The following is a 19,640-nucleotide window of genomic DNA, read 5'->3' as shown; positions in this document are numbered from 1 at the left end:
CCGAAGACCACCCGTCCGATCCCCCGTCTCTACCGAGGTGCCTCGGTGTCAGGACCACAGTCACTGGCGGAATGGTTTGTCCAGGGATCCAGCGTCCTCGACGGTGCGCTTCCGGCCGGCGTCGGTGAGGGGCTTCGTGGCGGCGGTGGCGCTCGTCTCGTCGACGGGGCTACCGATGACGGTGTCCCATGCGCCGCCGTCGGCGAGGTGCAGCAGCAGGGTCTGGAGTACGGGAGTGGGGGTGGTGCCGGTCGCGGTGTGGTGCCACATGCGGTCGGAGACGGGTGCCTGGTAGGCGGCTCCTACGACCTGGCCGGGCGCCCCGAGTACGGCTCGTTCGCGGCCCCCGAGGACCTGTGACGGCATGCGGGTGGGCCCCCGCCGTGGCATCGGCGGGGGCCCGGGAGGATCAGCCGGCCTCGGTGGCGATCCAGGCGTCCAGCTGTTCGCGGGTCGTCGTGGGATCCGCGATCAGCTCTGCCAGTTCGTCATCGGCGCGGTGACGGGTCGAGACGGCCGGACAGCGCCGGCAGGCCTCGACGCCGCTCTGGCTCCACCACTGGCACCTCGTCCGCAGGTGGCACCGCGGGACGGTGGTTGCGCTCGCCTGGGGCTTCGCGAGCACCCGTTCGACCAGGGTGCAGTCGTCGCCCCGGCGGTTGACGCAGTTGGTGACGCAGTGCGAGGCGAACCGCAGGATTCGCCGCGGTTCCACTCCTTCGGGCACCTCGCCCAGCACCTGTGAGGCCGGCACCGGGTCGGCCAGGTAGACCACCCGGCCCTCCTGTCCGGACCGCACGCCCAGGACGACCGCCTCGGGCGCGTGCGCATCACCGCTCGGACACCAGCTCGCAGGGGACTCGTCCTTGTCCACGGTCCTCGGCCTCCTCGTCTCAGCAGGGGGCCTTGGCGGCCCGGCCGACGGTGTTGTCGCTCAGGGAAAGGCCACCGGCCTCCTGCTCCGCGGCCTGCTGGATGCTCGCCTTCAGCTGTTCCACCGAGGTGATGCGCTCGGCCTCGGCGGGGGCCGCGGTGGCCGTGGCCGAGCCCGCCACCAGGAATCCGGTGGCGAGGAGGGCCGCGGCGACGGTCGCCGCCGTGTGGGACGAGTTCTTCATAACGACTCCTTCTGCTGGGGACACACGGTCCGTGGTCGGACCTCGGATTAGCAGACGCTCACGAATGCAGCAGGCTATGTCCCGGGCCGTGCGGCGAGCGGCAGTTGCGGCGGTGGATGACCGGCAGTCGACCGGTCCCGCGGTTCGGTGGAATTCCGGGGTGGCCGGAATGGCCGAATTCTTTCCCGTCCCGGTGGAAACCCCGGGAGGGTTGCCGATCCGCTTGGTATCACGGTTCCGGCAGTTCCCGTCCGGCAGTTCCGCCACGACGGGCGGACCGCGCGTATTCCTCCCTCATTCGTCCCCCGTCAGCCATCCTCGTGCCACGGCACGGCAACCCGCCTGGAAGCGGCTGCGGGCACCCAGCAGCTCCATGAGGTCGGCCGCGATGCGCCGGGCCGTGCGCGGGGAGACGCCGAGCCGCTTGGCGACCACTTCGTCGGTCAGCCCACGGCTGAGCAGCCTCAGTGTCTCCGCCTCCTGGGGAGTCAGACCGCGCTCATTGCGATCACGGGTCGCCGTGCCGAGGGGCACGGCGTTCTCCCAGATGGTCTCGAAGAGGGCGTTCAGCGCGGTGAGGGTGCCGCTCGCGGTCACCACCAGTGCGCCGGCCCCGCTGTCCGCCTCGTCCGTCGGCACGATGGCCGTGCGATGGTCCAGGATCATGAGGCGGATGGGCAGCGACGGGGCGGTGCGCACCTCGCCGCCGAGGCCGGTCAGCCACTTCGCGTACGTGGTGGTCGCGGGGCTGTTGCGCACGCTGTCCAGATAGACGGTCCGCATCCGCACACCGCGTTCCAGCAGCTCCAGGTCCTGCGGATGGGCCGCGTCCATGTTCTCCGCGGTCTGGGCGCCGTCGGGCGCCAGCGTCATCACATCGGAGGCGACGTCCTTGACGAGGATGCTGATCCGGTCGCGGATCTCCTCGATGCCCTCGAGGTGTTCGACCGCCTCGGTGATGTGCCGCGGCCGCGCCAGCGAGAACTCCGCCGTCAGATGAGCGGCCGCCAGGCGGAGTTGTTCAATGCGCTGCTGCTCCGAGGCCAAACGTTCCTGCTGGCGGGCGATGAGCGCCTGGACACCGATCTCCGGGTCGACGGCGCGGAACGAGTGAGGAGCGTCGAACGACGTCCGGATCAGCGCCAGTTCGCTGAGCTTGTCGAGGGCTGTGCGCAGATCCGCGTCCGAAAGGCCGAGATCTTCCCTCAGTTCGGCCAGGCCCAGCTGTGGGCGGGCCAATAGCGCGCGATAGACGGATTCACAGGTGCGGTCAAGACCGAGCGCAGCCAAAACCATGCTCTCCCCCGGGCCGGTGGCTGTTCGACGACGGGGGCCATCCAAGCACGCATGCTCGGACGTCACCAGTTCCAGGGAAAGTCGTGACGGCTTCATTGCCCCCGCGAGTGGCCCTTTCAGGCCCTTGCAGAAACCGTCCACCTTTCCTGCTTGCTGGTCATCGATTGCTTCCCGAGGGTCGAAGGATGCATCTCATCCATGTGCGCCTGCACACGCCCCGTGACATCCGGGTGCCGGAAGATCTGGCCGCGCAATTCATCGCGCAGGCGACGTCCGCGGAGGGGGTTGAGCATGTGAGCGTCCACCCGGGCGTCGGACAGGTCCTGACCGTCGGGCTCTACGTCGTGGCCGAGTCGCTACTGATGGCGGAGCAGGCGGCGCTCGCGGTCTCGCGGCGCACCGTCGAGCGGGTGCCCGCCCTGCACCGGAGCCGGATCACCAGTTGCTCCGCGGCGATCGTAGGGGCGTACTTCGACCGCCTCCTGGAACGCCCAGGTGGGGATGGACGGACTATGCGGCTGCCGGATGAGGACACGGCCGAGAGCTGACATCTGCCCGCCGCCGGGCCGAGAGTGGTGGCACCGGCAGGCGCCGGACCCCGACCGGGGGGCACGCCACCGGAGGCCGGGGGAGCACAGCGCGGCTCCCGGCTCCAATCCACCGAAACGACACCCGCACTCTCTGTCAGGAGGCCGTTCAATGTCCGCTATGCCCAACATTGTCGCCAAGTTCGCCGCCACGCTCGCGCTGGTCGCGGTCCCCGCCGTCGGTGTCGCCACGGTGACGCTCTCCGCGTCCTCCGGCACCGGTGCCCAGGTCGTCGCCGACGAGGGCGCCGCCACCCCCACCGCCGACCCGACGGCCGGCAAGGACACCACCGGCTGGCAGTGACCGATCGCACCCATCACATCGAGACGGGGGACAGGAATCGTGACCACACTGACCAAGGCCGGCCCGTTCGGATCTCTGCTGCAGTTCCACCGGATCCGGGAGGGGTACACCCAGCAGCAGCTCGCCGACTTCTCGGCGCTGAGCGTCCGTGCCATCCGTGACCTCGAACACGGACGGGTGGAACGACCGCGGCAGGACACCGTGCGTCTGCTGGCGGACGCCCTGCGGCTGGACGAGGAGAGCCGCGACGCCTTCGCCAAGGCCGCCCGCGCCGTCCAGTCGGACCGTGCCGGCGCCGCAGAGTGGACCGCCGTCGCCTCGCGCACCGGGTACGAGTACGCGACCATGCTCCTCGCCTCCCTGTCTGCCGACGCCGGTGACGGCACCTGGGAGACCGCCCTCAACGACATGGCCAAGCAGTCCTGGCGACTCCTCGCCGTGGACCAGGGCGTGGCGTTCCTGGAACGCCGGCTCGACGCTTAATACTTCAGCAGCTTTTCACTATCTGTCCTGGTCAAAGGCGTCGTCGGGAATGTAGTTGGCTGATGGCCCATCAGGGGTGGTCTGACCGCACCGCCCCTCCAAGAAGTGACAGCCTCGCTCATCGCGTGGACGCGAAGTGGCGGGCGGGGCCGGTGTGCGGCGCCAGTTGCCAGGAACCGGCGGACTTCCGCCACGATGAGCGGAACCAGGGTGGAACCGTTTCCGCGTCCCCCTTTTGCCGCCGCCTGCGCCGCCGGCACCGCGAGAAAGGCGTGCGCGAGCAGGGCGCGGACGTAGTCGCGCATGCGGCGTCGCAGGTCGGCGCGGTCGGAACGGTGGCCGATGCGCAGGAAAGGGTCGTCGAGTTCACGGTCCCAGGTCGCGTCGCCAAGGTCGTCGATCACGCGGGGAGGCTGCCCCGGCACAGCTCGGGCCGTGCTCGGTGTCACTCCCTGGAGGGCCTGCCCGACATTCTCCGCGTACTTTGCCGCCCGCCGCGCATCCGTCCGGGGCCGGCCGCGTGTCCTCGGCGGACAGCCGAATGTGGCGTGCCCGCCGGGTAGCCCCGCCCCGCGCGAAGTTCCGCGAATCTGCCGTACGCAACTGCCGATTGTCCGAAAATCCGCGTACTAATCTCACGCTGAAATCAGCCGGAACCGCTGTCGGCCGGGCCCGATCGACCCGGTCGGCACGCCCTTTCAGAGAATCGAGACCTCACATGGCAACGGGCCTGAAGGAAACCGCGGCACTTCATCGGCAACGCCCGCCGGAATCCCCGCAGGCGCATCTCTCCGACCCGGTCACCCGTGATGTCCTGCGCATTCAGCACCGCATGCTGATGGCGATCCGCAGACATCTCGACGAGGCCGGTTTCGTGGAACTGAGCGCCCCGATCATCGGCCCCGTCACCGACCCCGGAGTGCGCGGCGCCAAACAGGTCGACATCGACTACTACGGCCGCCGCTACAAGCTGATGACGAGCGCGATCCTCTACAAGCAGGCCTCCCTGCACGCCTTCGACAAGATCTTCTGCATCGCGCCCAATGTCCGTCTGGAACCCCCGGAGACCGCCGACACCGGCCGTCATCTGGCCGAGTTCCACCAGATCGACGTCGAGGCCGCCGGGCACGGCCGCGAGGAGATCATGCGGGTCGCCCAGGGCATCGTGGTCACCGCGGTCCGCGAGGTCGCCGCCACCATGGGGGAGGAGCTGGCCCGGCTCGGCCGGGACGTGAACCGCTTCCAGGACGTGCTTTCAGGCCCCTTCGACGTGATGTCGCACGCTGACGCGGTCGCGCGGGTGAACGGCGACCCGCACGCCGAGATCGCCTGGGCCGACGAGGCGCGGCTGTCGCGCGAGACCACCCGCCCCTTCTTCGTCACCGACTACCCGAAGGGCTCCCGCGGGTTCTACGACCGCGAGAGCCGTGAGAACCCGGGTGTGCTGCGCAATTTCGATCTGCTGCTACCCGAGGGATACGGCGAGATAGCCAGCGGAAGCGAACGCGAACACGAATACCAGCGGATCGTAACCCGTATGCGGGAGACCGGGGAGAACCCCGCCAAGTACGGCTGGTATCTGGACATGGCCCGCGCCGGAATTCCGGCCAGTTCCGGATTCGGTATCGGCCTGGAACGGCTCACCCGCTATGTCACAGGCGTCGAATCCGTCTGGCAGGCCAGCGCCTACCCGAAACTCCCCGGAATCTACTCGGCCTGAGCCCACGGTCCGTCGGCCGGCCCCCGCAATTCCCGTTCGTGAGATCCGTCAACCCCAGACAAGGTGGAGTGGAAAGCTATGCCGACCCATCGTGACGCGGACATGCCCGACGACGGCATCTCGTCGACCGGAGCCGAGGCCCGGCAGGGCAGCGGCGCGGTGGGCGACGACAACGGCCGTACCGGCCCGGACCGCTTCGGCCACGTCGTGGCCGCGTTCACCGCACAGGTCCGACGGGCTCCCGACGCCGTGGCCCTGCGCGGCGACGGCACACTCCTCACCTACGGCGAACTCGACCGCGCGGCCAACCGGTTGGCGCACCGGCTGGCCGGGCTCGGCGTCGGAGACCGCCCCGAGACCGCCGTGGCCGTGCTGATGGAACGCTCCGCCGACCTGGTGGTGGCCCTGCTCGCCGTCCTCAAGGCGGGCGCCGCCTATGTGCCGCTGCACCCCTCCTACCCGGCCGCCCGCATGCGCGCGGTCATCGACCAGACCGGCGCCCCGGTCCTGCTCACCGACCGCGCCACCCACCCGGGCGACCTCTTCGACGACCTCGTGACCACGCTCGCCGTGGACGACGACCCCGCCCTCGCCGACTGCCCCGACATGGACCCCGGCACGGTCATCGACCCCCTCGGGCTCGCCTACGTCATGTTCACCTCCGGCTCCACGGGTGCCCCCAAGGGCGTCGCCGTGACCCACCGGGACATCCTCGCCCTCGCCGCCGACCACTGCTGGGACGGCGAGGCACAGCGCCGCGTCCTCGTGCACTCCTCGCACGCCTTCGACGCGGCCACCTACGAAGTGTGGGTGCCGCTCCTGGCCGGCCACCAGGCCGTGCTCGCCCCGCCCGGCCAGCTCGATCCGCGCACCCTGCGCCACCTCGCCGAACAGCACGGCGTCACCAGCCTGTTCCTGACCACCGCCCTGTTCAACCTGGTCGCCGAGGAGGACCCCGAGGTCTTCGACCTGGTCCGCCAGGTGTGGAGCGGCGGTGAGGCATGCTCGCCCGAGGCGATCCAGCGCGTCCTCGACCGCTGCCCGCACACCGAGTTCGTCCATGTCTACGGCCCCACCGAGACCACCACCTTCGCCACCTTCCTCGCGCTGCGCCCGCCCCACCGCGTCGGCGCGACCGTGCCCATCGGACGCGCCATGGACGGCATGGCCGCCTACGTCCTGGACGATTCCCTGCGCCAGGTGCCCGAAGGTGCGACGGGTGAGCTGTACCTCGCGGGCGCCGGCGTGGCCCGCGGCTACACGGCCCGGCCCGCGCTTACGGCGGAACGGTTCGTCGCCTGCCCGCACCGCCCCGGCGAGCGCATGTACCGCACGGGCGACCTGGTACGTCTGCTGCCCGATGGCGTGATCGAGTTCGTGGGCCGGGCCGACGCTCAGGTGAAGATCCGCGGCTTCCGCATCGAACTCGGCGAGATCGAGGCCGTACTGGGCCGCCTCCCGGGCGTCGGCCGGCGCATCGTCGTCGTCCGCGAGGACCGGCCGGGCGACAAACGCCTGGTCGCCTACGTCGTCCCGGGAGAGTCCGGCGCACCCGACCCCGACGACCTCGCCGAGCGGGCCGCCGAGGAACTGCCCCCGTACATGGTGCCTACCGCGTTCGTGGTGCTGGACTCGCTCCCGCTCAACTCCAACGGCAAGGTCGACCGCAGGGCCCTGCCCGCCCCCGCCGCCCACACGGAGGGCATACGGCCGCCCCGCACACCCGACGAGGAAGTCCTCTGCCAGCTCTTCGCCCAGATCCTGGGCCTCGAACGCGTCGGCGTCGACCAGAGCTTCTTCCGCCTCGGCGGCCACTCCCTGCTCGGCTCCCGGCTGATCAGCCGCATCCGCAGTGCCCTCGGCGCCGAGATCACCTTCCCCATGCTGTTCGCCGCGCCCACGGTCGCCGAACTCGCCGCCGTGCTGCGCGAGAGCGGCGAGCGCCGGCCCGAGCTCAAGGCCGCCGACGACCGCCCCGACCCGGTCCCGCTGTCCTTCGCCCAGCTGCGCCTGTGGTTCCTGCGGGAGTGGGAGGACGGCGGCTCGACGTACAACATCCCGCTCGCCGTCCGGCTGCGCGGCCCCCTCGACGGCACCGCCCTCGAAGCCGCCCTCAACGACGTGGCCCTGCGCCACGAAGCCCTGCGCACCCTCTTCCCGGCCGTCGACGGCGAGCCACGCCAGCACATCCTCACCAGGCCCGGCCTCACCCTGCGCGTCACCCCCGCGACCGAGGACCGGCTGCCCGCCCTGCTCGCCGACGCCGCCGGCCATGTCTTCGACCTCGCGACCGAACTCCTCCTGCGCGCTGAGCTGTTCGAGATCGGTCAGCAGGACCACGTGCTGATGCTGGTGCTGCATCACATCGCCGGTGACGGCTGGTCCATGGCCCCACTCACCCGCGATCTCGGCCGCGCCTACGAGGCACGTGTGGCCGGCCGTACGCCCGACTGGACCCCGTTGCCCGTGCAGTACGCCGACTACGTCCTTTGGCAGCGGGGCCTGCTCGGCGACGAACGCGACGAGGACAGCCTCGCGGCCCGCCAACTCGCCTACTGGCAGGCAGCGTTGGCCGACCTCCCCGAGGAGCTGGAGCTGCCGGTGGACCGGTCGCGTCCGCCGGTGGCGTCGCATCGGGGTGCGCTGGTGCGGGCGCGGTCCGATGCCGAACTGCATGCGGGTCTGGTGCGGTTGGCGCGGGAGAGCGGGACGACGCTGTTCATGGTGTTGCAGGCGGCGGTCGCGGCGCTGTTGAGCAGGCTGGGCGCGGGCAGCGACATTCCGCTGGGCACGGCGGTCGCGGGACGTTCCGACGACAGCCTCGACGACTTGGTGGGGTTCTTCGTCAATACGCTGGTGCTGCGGACGGATGTGTCGGGTGATCCGACGTTCCGTGAGCTGCTGGGGCGGGTGCGGTCGGCGGATCTGGAGGCGTACGCGCATCAGGATCTGCCGTTCGAGCGGGTGGTGGAGGCGGTCAACCCCGCCCGGTCCACCGCCCGGCACCCCCTCTTCCAGACCATGCTCGTCCTCCAGAACAACATCGACGGGGTCTACGAGTTCGCCGGCACCCAGGCCGCCACACAGCCCCTGGAGCACCGGGTGGCGAAGTTCGACCTGACGTTCTTCGTGGAGGAGGCCGCCGGGGACGACGGCCGTCCGGCCGGGCTGTGCTGGGACGTGGAGTACGCCACCGACCTCTACGACGAGAGCACCGTCGCCACCATGGTCGACCGGCTGACCCGGCTCATGGAGGCCGTCGTCGCCGACGCCGACACGCCCCTCACCTCGGTACCGCTGCTCGACATGGAGGAGCGGCGGGTTCTGGGGGAGTGGAGTGGTGTCGGGTCCGGGGTTGTGGACGGCCGGTCGGTGCCGGAGGTGTTCGAGGCGCGGGTGCGTGCTGTGCCGGATGCGGTGGCGTTGGTTCAGGGTGGTGTGGAGCTGACGTATGGGGAGGTGAACGGTAGGGCGAATCGGCTGGCCAGGCATCTGGTGGATGCGGGTGTTGCGCCGGGTGATGTGGTCGGGGTTCATCTTGAGCGTGGGCCTGAGCTGATCGTGTCGTTGCTGGCTGTGTTGAAGGCGGGGGCGGCGTACACGCTGCTGGATCCGGCGTTCCCGGCGGAGCGTCTGGCCACCGTCGTCACCGACGCCGGAGTCCGTGTCCTCGTCACCCGCGATGATCTGGCCCGCCCGCTGCCCGAGTCCGGGCTGCGCCGTGTCCTGCTCGACCGTGACGCCGAACTGATCGCGGCGCGTGACGACTCCGATCCGGCTGTGGTGTGTGGTGGGTGGGATGCGGCGTGTGTGATGTTCACGTCGGGTTCGACGGGGCGGCCGAAGGGTGTGGTGGCTCCGCATCGGGCGTTGGTGTCGACGTTCGTGGGTCCGGATTATCTGGAGTTCCGGGCGGATGACGTGTATTTGCAGTCCTCGCCGGTGTCGTGGGACGCGTTTGCGCTGGAGGTGTTCTCGGCGCTGTTCCATGGCGGTCGGACGGTGTTGCCGGTGGGGTCGCGGACGGATCTGGATGAGATCGCGGGGCTGGTGGCCGGGTGTGGTGTGACGGTGTTGCAGCTGTCGGCGAGTTTGTTCAACGTGCTGGTGGATGACTATCCGGGGTTGTTCGCCGGTTTGCGGACGGTGATGACGGCGGGTGAGGCCGCGTCGGTGTCGCATGTGGCGCGGGTGTGTGAGCGTCATCCGGGGCTTCGTGTCCTCAATGGGTACGGGCCGGTGGAGTCGATGGGCTTTACCACCAGTCATCTGGTGGCCGGGGTGGTGGGTGCGGCCTCGGTGCCGATCGGTGTGCCGCTGGCTGGTAAGCGGGTCTTTGTTCTGGATGAGCGGTTGCGGCCGGTTCCTGTCGGGGTGCCCGGGGAGCTGTATGTGGCGGGTTCGGGTCTGGCGCATGGCTATGTGGGGCGTGCGGGTCTGACGGGGGAGCGGTTTGTCGCGTGCCCGTTCGGTGGGCCTGGTGAGCGGATGTATCGGACCGGTGATCTGGGTCGTTGGCGTTCGGATGGTGCGTTGGAGTTTTTGCGCCGTGCGGATGACCAGGTGAAGGTGCGGGGGTTCCGGATCGAGCCGCGGGAGGTCGAGGCGGTGCTGACCCGGCATGAGCGGGTCGTGCAGTGCGCGGTCGTGGTGCGAGAGGACCGGCCGGGCGACAAACGCCTCGTCGCCTATGTCGTCCCTGCCGGGGGCAGTCGCCTCGACGCCGAGGAAGTGCGCCGGTTCGTCGGCGGGACACTGCCGGAGTACATGGTCCCGGCCGCGTTCGTGGTCCTGGACGCGCTGCCGCTGACGACCAACGGCAAACTCGACCGCAAGGCGCTGCCCGAACCCCTGGTCGGCGGGGACGCCGAAGGACGCGCACCCCGCACACCCGAAGAGGAAGTCCTCTGCGGACTCTTCGCCGAGGTACTGGGAGTCGACCACGTCACCATCGACGACAGCTTCTTCGGCCTGGGCGGGCACTCACTCCTCGTCACCCGGCTGATCAGCCGCATCCGCAGCACCCTCGGCGCCGAGGTCGGCGTCCGCACCCTCTTCGCCACCCCGACCCCGGCCGGCCTGGCCGCGGGGTTGCGCACCGACGACGCGCGCACACGCCCCGCGCTCACGCCCGCCGAGCCACGCCCCGAACGGATTCCGCTGTCGTACGCCCAGCAGCGGCTGTGGTTCCTGCGGGAGTGGGACGAGAGCGGAGTCACCTACAACGTGCCGGTCGCCGTACGGCTGCGCGGCTCCCTGCGCCACGACGCCCTGCGCGCGGCCCTCAACGACGTCGCCGTCCGCCACGAAGCCCTGCGCACGATCCTCCCCAACCCCGACGGCGAACCCCACCAGTACATCGTCCCGACCCCGGACGTGCCCTTCGAGGTCAAGCCCTGCGGTGCGGACGAGGTGACCGAAGCGGCACGGCATGCGGGCGAGCACGTCTTCGACCTGGCCGTCGAACTGCCCATCCGCGCCACCCTGTTCCAGGTCGCCGAGGACGACCACGTGCTGATGCTGGTCCTGCATCACATCGCCGGTGACGGCTGGTCCATGGCCCCACTCACCCGCGATCTCGGCCGCGCCTACGAGGCACGTGTGGCCGGCCGTACGCCCGACTGGGCCCCGCTGCCCGTGCAGTACGCCGACTACGCCCTGTGGCAGCGGTACCTGCTCGGCGACGAACGCGACCCCGACAGCCTCGCCCTGCGTCAGCTCCGCTACTGGACCGATGCCCTGTCCGGCATGCCGGAGGAGCTGGAGCTGCCGGTGGACCGGTCGCGTCCGCCGGTGGCGTCGCATCGGGGTGCGCTGGTGCGGGCGCGGTCCGATGCCGAACTGCATGCGGGTCTGGTGCGGTTGGCGCGGGAGAGCGGGACGACGCTGTTCATGGTGTTGCAGGCGGCGGTCGCGGCGCTGTTGAGCAGGCTGGGCGCGGGCACCGACATTCCGCTGGGCACGGCGGTCGCGGGACGTTCCGACGACAGCCTCGACGACTTGGTGGGGTTCTTCGTCAATACGCTGGTGCTGCGGACGGATGTGTCGGGTGATCCGACGTTCCGTGAGCTGCTGGGGCGGGTGCGGTCGGCGGATCTGGAGGCGTACGCGCATCAGGATCTGCCGTTCGAGCGGGTGGTGGAGGCGGTCAACCCCGCCCGGTCCACCGCCCGGCACCCCCTCTTCCAGACCATGCTCGTCCTCCAGAACAACGCCGCAGCCACGCCGGCTCTCCCGGGTGTCGACAGCGAACGGCTGCCCCTGGAGCACCGGGTGGCGAAGTTCGACCTGACGTTCTTCGTGGAGGAGGCCGCCGGGGACGACGGCCGTCCGGCCGGGCTGTGCTGGGACGTGGAGTACGCCACCGACCTCTACGACGAGAGCACCGTCGCCACCATGACCCGGCGGTTGCTGGACCTGCTGGAAGCCGTCGTCGCCGACCCGGATCTCCCCGTGGCCGCCATCGGGCTGCTGGGTGAGGGCGAGGAGCGGCGGGTTCTGGGGGAGTGGAGTGGTGTCGGGTCCGGGGTTGTGGACGGCCGGTCGGTGCCGGAGGTGTTCGAGGCGCGGGTGCGTGCTGTGCCGGATGCGGTGGCGTTGGTTCAGGGTGGTGTGGAGCTGACGTATGGGGAGGTGAACGGTAGGGCGAATCGGCTGGCCAGGCATCTGGTGGATGCGGGTGTTGTGCCGGGTGATGTGGTCGGGGTTCATCTTGAGCGTGGGCCTGAGCTGATCGTGTCGTTGCTGGCTGTGTTGAAGGCGGGGGCGGCGTACACGCTGCTGGATCCGGCGTTCCCGGCGGAGCGTCTGGCCACCGTCGTCACCGACGCCGACGTCGAGGTCGTGGTCTCCGACAGCCGGCTGGCCGAACGGCTGCACGCCGGGCCGCGCTTCGTCCTGCTCGACGTCGAGGCAGATGCCGTGGCTTGCCGTTCCACCGAGGACCTGGCTGTGGTGTGTGGTGGGTGGGATGCGGCGTGTGTGATGTTCACGTCGGGTTCGACGGGGCGGCCGAAGGGTGTGGTGGCTCCGCATCGGGCGTTGGTGTCGACGTTCGTGGGTCCGGATTATCTGGAGTTCCGGGCGGATGACGTGTATTTGCAGTCCTCGCCGGTGTCGTGGGACGCGTTTGCGCTGGAGGTGTTCTCGGCGCTGTTCCATGGCGGTCGGACGGTGTTGCCGGTGGGGTCGCGGACGGATCTGGATGAGATCGCGGGGCTGGTGGCCGGGTGTGGTGTGACGGTGTTGCAGCTGTCGGCGAGTTTGTTCAACGTGCTGGTGGATGACTATCCGGGGTTGTTCGCCGGTTTGCGGACGGTGATGACGGCGGGTGAGGCCGCGTCGGTGTCGCATGTGGCGCGGGTGTGTGAGCGTCATCCGGGGCTTCGTGTCCTCAATGGGTACGGGCCGGTGGAGTCGATGGGCTTTACCACCAGTCATCTGGTGGCCGGGGTGGTGGGTGCGGCCTCGGTGCCGATCGGTGTGCCGCTGGCTGGTAAGCGGGTCTTTGTTCTGGATGAGCGGTTGCGGCCGGTTCCTGTCGGGGTGCCCGGGGAGCTGTATGTGGCGGGTTCGGGTCTGGCGCATGGCTATGTGGGGCGTGCGGGTCTGACGGGGGAGCGGTTTGTCGCGTGCCCGTTCGGTGGGCCTGGTGAGCGGATGTATCGGACCGGTGATCTGGGTCGTTGGCGTTCGGATGGTGCGTTGGAGTTTTTGCGCCGTGCGGATGACCAGGTGAAGGTGCGGGGGTTCCGGATCGAGCCGCGGGAGGTCGAGGCGGTGCTGACCCGGCATGAGCGGGTCGTGCAGTGCGCGGTCGTGGTGCGAGAGGACCGGCCGGGCGACAAACGCCTCGTCGCCTATGTCGTCCCTGCCGGGGGCAGTCGCCTCGACGCCGAGGAAGTGCGCCGGTTCGTCGGCGGGACACTGCCGGAGTACATGGTCCCGGCCGCGTTCGTGGTCCTGGACGCGCTGCCGCTGACGACCAACGGCAAACTCGACCGCAAGGCGCTGCCCGAACCCCTGGTCGGCGGGGACGCCGAAGGACGCGCACCCCGCACACCCGAAGAGGAAGTCCTCTGCGGACTCTTCGCCGCCGTGCTCGGCATCTCCCGTGTCGGCGCCGACGAGAACTTCTTCACCATCGGCGGCCACTCCCTGACGGCCACCCGCCTGATCAGCCGCATCCGCAGCACCCTCGGCGCCGAACTGGGCATCGGCGACCTCTTCGCCGCCCCCACGCCCGCCGCGCTCACGGCCCATCTCGGCCATGGCACGTCCCGGCCGAGGCCGGCTGCGGTGGCGGTGCGGCCGGAGCCGCTGCCGTTGTCGTACGCCCAGCAGCGGTTGTGGTTCCTGCGGGAGTGGGAGGACGGCGGCTCGATGTACAACATTCCGCTGGCGGTGCGGTTGCGCGGGCCGGTCGACGAGGTCGCGCTCCAGGCGGCGCTGGACGATGTGGCGCTGCGGCACGAGTCGTTGCGCACGCTGTTCCCCGCCGTCGACGGGCAGCCGTACCAGCACATCACCGCCCGCGCCCGGGTCCCGCTCTCCACGAGCACCGTGACCGAGGCGGAACTGCCCTCCCGTCTGGCCGAGGAGGCCGCGTACGACTTCGACCTGGAGGGGGAGCTCCCCCTGCGGGCAGCCCTGTTCGAGATCGGTGAGCAGGAGCATGTGTTGGTGCTGGTCCTGCATCACATCGCCGGTGACGGCTGGTCGATGGCGCCCCTGGCCCGCGACCTGAGCACCGCCTACTCGGCGCGCGTGACCGGCGGAGCACCCGACTGGGCCCCGCTGCCGATCCAGTACGCCGACTACACGCTCTGGCAGCGGGATCTGCTCGGCGACGAGGATGCCCCCGACAGCCTTGCGTCCCGCCAACTCGGCTACTGGAACGAGGCGTTGGCCGACCTGCCCGACGAGCTCACGCTTCCGACGGACCGGCCCCGGCCCGCCGCACCCAGCCACCGGGCCGAGGCGATCGACCTCTTCGTGCCCGCCGAACTCCAGGCCCGCGTCGGCGGCCTGGCCCGCGAGAGCGGGACGACGCTGTTCATGGTGTTGCAGGCGGCGGTCGCGGCGCTGTTGAGCAGGCTGGGCGCGGGCACCGACATCCCGCTGGGCACGGCGGTCGCCGGGCGCACCGACGACGGTCTGGACGACTTGGTGGGGTTCTTCGTCAATACGCTGGTGCTGCGGACGGATGTGTCGGGTGATCCGACGTTCCGTGAGCTGCTGGGGCGGGTGCGGTCGGCGGATCTGGAGGCGTACGCGCATCAGGATCTGCCGTTCGAGCGGGTGGTGGAGGCGGTCAACCCCGCCCGGTCCACCGCCCGGCACCCCCTCTTCCAGACCATGCTCATCCTCCAGAACACCGACGACGGGGCCTACGACTTCGCCGGACTCGGCACCTCCGCCGAGCCCCTGAGCCACCGTGCCGCGAAGTTCGACCTGAGCATCGGCGTGGAGGAGACCTTCGACGAGGCCGGCAGGCAGGCCGGAATCAGGGCCGAGTTCGAGTACGCCACCGACCTGTTCGACCGTGCCACCGTGGACGACCTGGCGCGGCGCTTCCTCCGGCTGCTTGAGGCGGTCACCGCCGAGCCGGACATGCCCGTCAGCCAGGCGGAACTGCTCACGGCCGACGAACTGCATCGCGTCCTCGACGAGTGGAGCGCCACCGTCCCGGCTGAGGTGTGGCGCGAGCTGGCGGGCGTGTCCGCGCCCGACCGTGCCGCGGCCTACCTCCTCGACGACCAGCTGAGGCCGGTGCCGGCCGGAGTCAGCGGCGACCTCTACCTCACCGTGCCCGGCCCCTCCGCCCCCGCGGGCGACAGGGTCGTAGCCGACCCGCACGGCGGATCCGGAACCGTGATGTACCGAACCGGCAGGCAGGGCCGCTGGCTCATCGACGGGCGGCTGGACATCGGGTCGCCCGAGCGGCCGGAGCCCGCGGACCCGGACGAGCCCGCCCCCACCCGCCGCCCGCGCACCCCCGACGAGGAAGTCCTCTGCGCCCTCTTCGCCGAGACCCTGGGAGCGCCGCACGTCGGCGTCGACGACAACTTCTTCGCCCTCGGCGGCTACTCGCTCCTGGCCACCCGGCTGACCAGCCGCATCCGCACCGTCCTGGGCGTCGAGGTGGGCATCAGGGCCCTGTTCGGCAATCCGACGGTCGCACAGCTCGCGGCACACCTGCGCGCCGAGGACACCACCCGGCCGAGGCCGGCTGCGGTGGCGGTGCGGCCGGAGCCGCTGCCGTTGTCGTACGCCCAGCAGCGGTTGTGGTTCCTGCGGGAGTGGGAGGACGGCGGCTCGATGTACAACATTCCGCTGGCGGTGCGGTTGCGCGGGCCGGTCGACGAGGTCGCGCTCCAGGCGGCGCTGGACGATGTGGCGCTGCGGCACGAGTCGTTGCGCACGCTGTTCCCCGCCGTCGACGGGCAGCCGTACCAGCACATCACCGCCCGCGCCCGGGTCCCCCTGTCCACCTCCCTCTGCCCTCCGGTGGAGCTGGCCGGTCACGTCCGGCGCGCCGCTCGGCACGCCTTCGACCTGGCGACCGAACTGCCGCTGCGGGCCACGATGTTCACCATCGGCGTCGACGACCACGTGCTGATGCTGGTGCTGCACCACATCGCCGGCGACGGCTGGTCCATGGCCCCGCTCACCCGCGACCTGAGCACCGCCTACAGCGCGCGCCTGGCCGGGCGGGTCCCCGACTGGGCCCCGCTGCCGATCCAGTACGCGGACTACGCGCTGTGGCAGCGGGATCTGCTCGGGGACGAGGATGCCCCCGACAGCCTCGCCGCTCGCCAACTCGCTTACTGGCGAAAGGCGTTGGCCGGGCTGCCCGACGAGCTCACGCTGCCGGCCGACCGGCCCCGGCCACCCGTGCCGAGCCATGCCGCCGGGGCCGTCACGGCCGGCGTGCCCGCCGAACTGCATGCGGGTCTGGTGCGGTTGGCGCGGGAGAGCGGGACGACGCTGTTCATGGTGTTGCAGGCGGCGGTCGCGGCGCTGTTGAGCAGGCTGGGCGCGGGCACCGACATTCCGCTGGGCACGGCGGTCGCGGGACGTTCCGACGACAGCCTCGACGACTTGGTGGGGTTCTTCGTCAATACGCTGGTGCTGCGGACGGATGTGTCGGGTGATCCGACGTTCCGTGAGCTGCTGGGGCGGGTGCGGTCGGCGGATCTGGAGGCGTACGCGCATCAGGATCTGCCGTTCGAGCGGGTCGTGGAGGCGGTCAACCCCGCCCGGTCCACCGCCCGGCACCCCCTCTTCCAGACCATGCTGCTGCTGAAGAACGGATCGGGCGGCGGACTGGGACTGGCCGGCACCACGGCCTCGGAACACCACGTCGACGTCCACGTCGCCGAGTTCGACCTCCTGTTCGGCGTCGAGGAGGCCCACACCGACGACGGCGACCCGGCGGGGCTGCGCTGGACGGTCGAGTACGCCACCGAACTCTTCGACCACGGCACGGTGCGGACCCTGACGGACCGGCTGGTGAGGCTGCTCGCCGCGTTCGTCGGCGACCCGGACGCCCCCGTCGGGCAGGCCGACATGATGTCCCTCGCGGAACGGGACCTCGTGCTCGGCGCGTGGAGCGGCCGGAACCCGGCCGCACCGCCGGCCGAACGCCCCGTGCACTGGTACTTCGAGGAGCAGGCCGCCGCCCGGCCCGACGCCGCGGCGCTCGTCCTGAACGAGCGGACGCTGACGTTCGGCGAGCTCAACACGCACGCCAACAGGCTCGCGCACGAACTGATCCGGCGCGGCGCGGAACCCGAGGACCGGATCGCCGTCCTGCTCGACCGGTCCGTCGAGTCGGTCGTGGCCCTGCTCGCCGTGCTCAAGGCGGGAGCCGTGTATCTGCCGCTGGACACCGGGCATCCCGCCGAGCGCATCGCCCACGTCCTGAAGGACGCCGGGGCCCGCCTCGTGATCAGCACGGCCGGGCTCGCGGGCGCCCTCGCCCCCGACTCCGTGCCCGTGCTGCACGTCGACCGGTGCGCGCCGGACGGCGCCGGGCACGACCCGGACGTGCCCGCGCTGCACCCGGCGCACCCCGCCTATGTGCTGTACACCTCCGGGTCCACCGGGCGCCCCAAGGGCGTCGTCGTGGAGCACCGGGCCCTGGTCAACCTGCTGCACGGCCATGAGACAACCCTGTTCGCCGCGCATGTACGGGCCACCGGCCGGCCCGCCGCCCGGGTGGCCGTCACCGCGCCGCTCACCTTCGACGCCTCCTGGATGGGACTGCTCGCCCTGTTCGCCGGGCACGAGCTGCACCTCCTCGACGACGCCACCCGGCGCGACCCGGCGGCCATGGTCGGCTACGTCGGACGGCACGGCGTCGACTTCCTCGACACCACACCGACGTACGGCCTGGAGATGCTGGAGCACGGGCTGCTCGGCACCCCCGGACTCACCCCCCGCACCCTGACCTTCGGCGGCGAGGCCATCCCCGAGCCGCTGTGGCGCAGGCTGCTCGCCGAGCCGGACGTGACCGCCCACAACTTCTACGGCCCCACCGAGTGCACCGTCGAGACGCTGACGACACCCCTGCGCGGCACCTCGACGCCCATCGTGGGACGGCCCGTGGAAGGCGCCCGGGTGTACGTCCTCGACGAGGCGCTGCGGCCGCTGCCGCCCGGCGTCACCGGCGAGCTGTACATCGCCGGGCGGGGCCTCGCCCGGGGCTACGCCGGGCGGCCCGGCGCGACCGCGGAGCGGTTCGTGGCCTGTCCGTTCGCGGACGGGGCGCGCATGTACCGCTCGGGCGACCTGGCGCGCTGGCGGGCCGACGGCAGCCTGGAGTTCTGCGGGCGCGCCGACGACCAGGTGAAGGTGCGCGGCTTCCGGATCGAGCCCGGCGAGATCGAGGCCGCCCTCGCCCGGCACCCGGACATCGCGCACGGTGCCGTGGTGCTCCGCGAGGACCCGCCCGGCGACCGGCGGCTCGTGGCCTACGCCGTGCCCGTGCCCGGCCGCACGCCCGACCCCGCCGGGCTGCGCGCGTTCCTCGCCGGCACGCTCCCCGAGTACATGGTGCCCGCCGCGTTCGTCGTCCTCGACGCGCTGCCTGTCACCGCCAATGGCAAGCTCGACCGGCGCGCCCTGCCCGCGCCCGAGTACGGCGGACTCGGGCGGGCGCCCGAGAGCGAGCTGGAGCGGTCCCTGGCGGCCCTGTTCGAAGACGTCCTCGATGTGCGCGGCACCGGCGTGGACGACAGCTTCTTCGACCTCGGCGGGCACTCCTTCCTGGCCGCCCGGGTGGTCGCCCGCATCCGCGCCCTGCTGCCCGACGTCCTCGGGGACCTGACCCTGCCCGGGTTCTTCCGCACCCCCACCGTGGCCGCCCTCGCCGCCCGCGCCGACGGCCGGGACACCGCCGGATCCGATCTGCTGCTGCCGCTGAGCACGTCCGGTACCGGGGCACCACTGTTCTGCGTCCACCCCGTCACCGGGCTCGCCTGGTGCTACTCGGGACTGGCCGCCGCCCTGGACGACCGGCCGGTGTACGGCCTCCAGACGCGCAGGCCCGGCGCCGACGAACGGGCCCTGCCCGCCCGCTGGGACGCCCTGGTCGACGACTACCTGGGCCGCATCCGCGCGGTCCGGCCGCAGGGGCCGTACCACCTGCTCGGCTGGTCCCTCGGCGGGAACATCGCGCACGCCCTGGCCTGCCGGCTGCGCGCCGAGGGCGAGGAGGTGGCCCTGCTCGCCCTGATGGACTCCTACCCGCTGCGCGGCCCGGCCCTGGACACCCGGTTCGACCCCGACGACATCGCCGGGTTCCTGCGCCGGGAGGGCACCGCCGACGCCGGCCTTGACACCGCGTTCGACGAGCCGTTCGTGGCCTCACTGGCGGCCGCCGCCGCGCACACCGTCGCCCTGGCCGAGGCGGCCGAGCCGGGCGTCTTCGACGGCGATCTGCTCCATTTCACAGCCACCGAGGACCGCGACCCCGCCGCCCCCGTGGCGGACGACTGGCGGCCGCACGTCACCGGCCGGATCGACGGCCATGCCGTCGCCTGTGCCCATCTCGACATGACCCGCCCGCAGCCCCTTGCCGAGATCGCCGCCCTCCTGGTCCGCACCCTGCACCGGGACTGACACCG

The 19,640-nt window shown here is 71.2% G+C and carries 10 protein-coding genes; 5 read left to right on the top strand and 5 right to left on the bottom strand.

What is annotated here, in order from left to right:
* Positions 1-60: 60 nt before the first annotated feature.
* From STRCI_RS05305 to STRCI_RS05290, 4 genes are all read right to left on the bottom strand, one after another.
* Positions 61-366 (bottom strand): hypothetical protein, encoded by a 306-nt coding sequence (locus STRCI_RS05305; protein ID WP_269657665.1) that lies wholly within the window; start codon positions 364-366, stop codon positions 61-63.
* Positions 367-409: 43 nt separating this feature from the next.
* Positions 410-874 carry a hypothetical protein gene (locus STRCI_RS05300; protein WP_269657664.1) on the bottom strand — a complete coding sequence of 155 codons (465 nt, stop codon included), beginning with the start codon at positions 872-874 and terminating at the stop codon, positions 410-412.
* A 19-nt stretch (positions 875-893) separates the two neighbouring features.
* Positions 894-1,118, bottom strand: coding sequence for a hypothetical protein (locus tag STRCI_RS05295; RefSeq protein ID WP_269657663.1), 225 nt, complete (start codon positions 1,116-1,118; stop codon positions 894-896).
* Positions 1,119-1,412: 294 nt separating this feature from the next.
* Positions 1,413-2,414 carry a helix-turn-helix transcriptional regulator gene (locus STRCI_RS05290; protein ID WP_269657662.1) on the bottom strand — a complete coding sequence of 334 codons (1,002 nt, stop codon included), beginning with the start codon at positions 2,412-2,414 and terminating at the stop codon, positions 1,413-1,415.
* Between the two features lie 185 nt (positions 2,415-2,599).
* Between STRCI_RS05290 and STRCI_RS05285 the strand changes: the two genes are divergently transcribed.
* The 3 genes from STRCI_RS05285 (at position 2,600) to STRCI_RS43535 (ending at position 3,788) form a co-directional block, all read left to right on the top strand.
* Positions 2,600-2,962 (top strand): hypothetical protein, encoded by a 363-nt coding sequence (locus STRCI_RS05285; RefSeq protein ID WP_269657661.1) that lies wholly within the window; start codon positions 2,600-2,602, stop codon positions 2,960-2,962.
* A 160-nt stretch (positions 2,963-3,122) separates the two neighbouring features.
* Positions 3,123-3,305 carry a hypothetical protein gene (locus STRCI_RS05280; protein WP_269657660.1) on the top strand — a complete coding sequence of 61 codons (183 nt, stop codon included), beginning with the start codon at positions 3,123-3,125 and terminating at the stop codon, positions 3,303-3,305.
* 39 nt (positions 3,306-3,344) lie between these two features.
* Positions 3,345-3,788, top strand: a complete 444-nt coding sequence (locus STRCI_RS43535; RefSeq protein WP_418953308.1) for a helix-turn-helix domain-containing protein — start codon at positions 3,345-3,347, stop codon at positions 3,786-3,788.
* Here STRCI_RS43535 and STRCI_RS05270 read toward each other — a convergent pair.
* A complete protein-coding gene (locus STRCI_RS05270) occupies positions 3,785-4,192 on the bottom strand; it encodes a hypothetical protein (protein WP_269657659.1) in 408 nt (135 codons plus the stop codon). The genes STRCI_RS43535 and STRCI_RS05270 overlap by 4 nt on opposite strands.
* 314 nt (positions 4,193-4,506) lie before the next feature.
* Between STRCI_RS05270 and STRCI_RS05265 the strand changes: the two genes are divergently transcribed.
* Together STRCI_RS05265 and STRCI_RS05260 are read left to right on the top strand one after the other, a co-directional pair.
* Complete coding sequence (locus tag STRCI_RS05265) at positions 4,507-5,508, top strand: asparagine synthetase A (RefSeq protein WP_269657658.1); 1,002 nt, start codon at positions 4,507-4,509, stop codon at positions 5,506-5,508.
* Between the two features lie 78 nt (positions 5,509-5,586).
* Positions 5,587-19,635, top strand: coding sequence for a non-ribosomal peptide synthetase (locus STRCI_RS05260; RefSeq protein WP_269657657.1), 14,049 nt, complete (start codon positions 5,587-5,589; stop codon positions 19,633-19,635).
* Positions 19,636-19,640: the final 5 nt, after the last annotated feature.

This window comes from Streptomyces cinnabarinus (assembly GCF_027270315.1).
In the GTDB taxonomy this organism is placed as follows: domain Bacteria; phylum Actinomycetota; class Actinomycetes; order Streptomycetales; family Streptomycetaceae; genus Streptomyces; species Streptomyces cinnabarinus.
Note: the sequence above shows the minus strand (reverse complement) of the source record. Positions and strands in the feature narration are given on the sequence as shown.

What these genes read in the sequence shown, in the direction of transcription:
- STRCI_RS05305 (WP_269657665.1), bottom strand. Translation starts at nt 366, where the DNA reads ATGCCGTCACAGGTCCTCGGGGGCCGCGAACGAGCCGTACTCGGGGCG.
- STRCI_RS05295 (WP_269657663.1), bottom strand. Translation starts at nt 1,118, where the DNA reads ATGAAGAACTCGTCCCACACGGCGGCGACCGTCGCCGCGGCCCTCCTC.
- STRCI_RS05290 (WP_269657662.1), bottom strand. Translation starts at nt 2,414, where the DNA reads ATGGTTTTGGCTGCGCTCGGTCTTGACCGCACCTGTGAATCCGTCTAT.
- STRCI_RS05285 (WP_269657661.1), top strand. Translation starts at nt 2,600, where the DNA reads ATGCATCTCATCCATGTGCGCCTGCACACGCCCCGTGACATCCGGGTG.
- STRCI_RS05280 (WP_269657660.1), top strand. Translation starts at nt 3,123, where the DNA reads ATGCCCAACATTGTCGCCAAGTTCGCCGCCACGCTCGCGCTGGTCGCG.
- STRCI_RS05265 (WP_269657658.1), top strand. Translation starts at nt 4,507, where the DNA reads ATGGCAACGGGCCTGAAGGAAACCGCGGCACTTCATCGGCAACGCCCG.
- STRCI_RS05260 (WP_269657657.1), top strand. Translation starts at nt 5,587, where the DNA reads ATGCCGACCCATCGTGACGCGGACATGCCCGACGACGGCATCTCGTCG.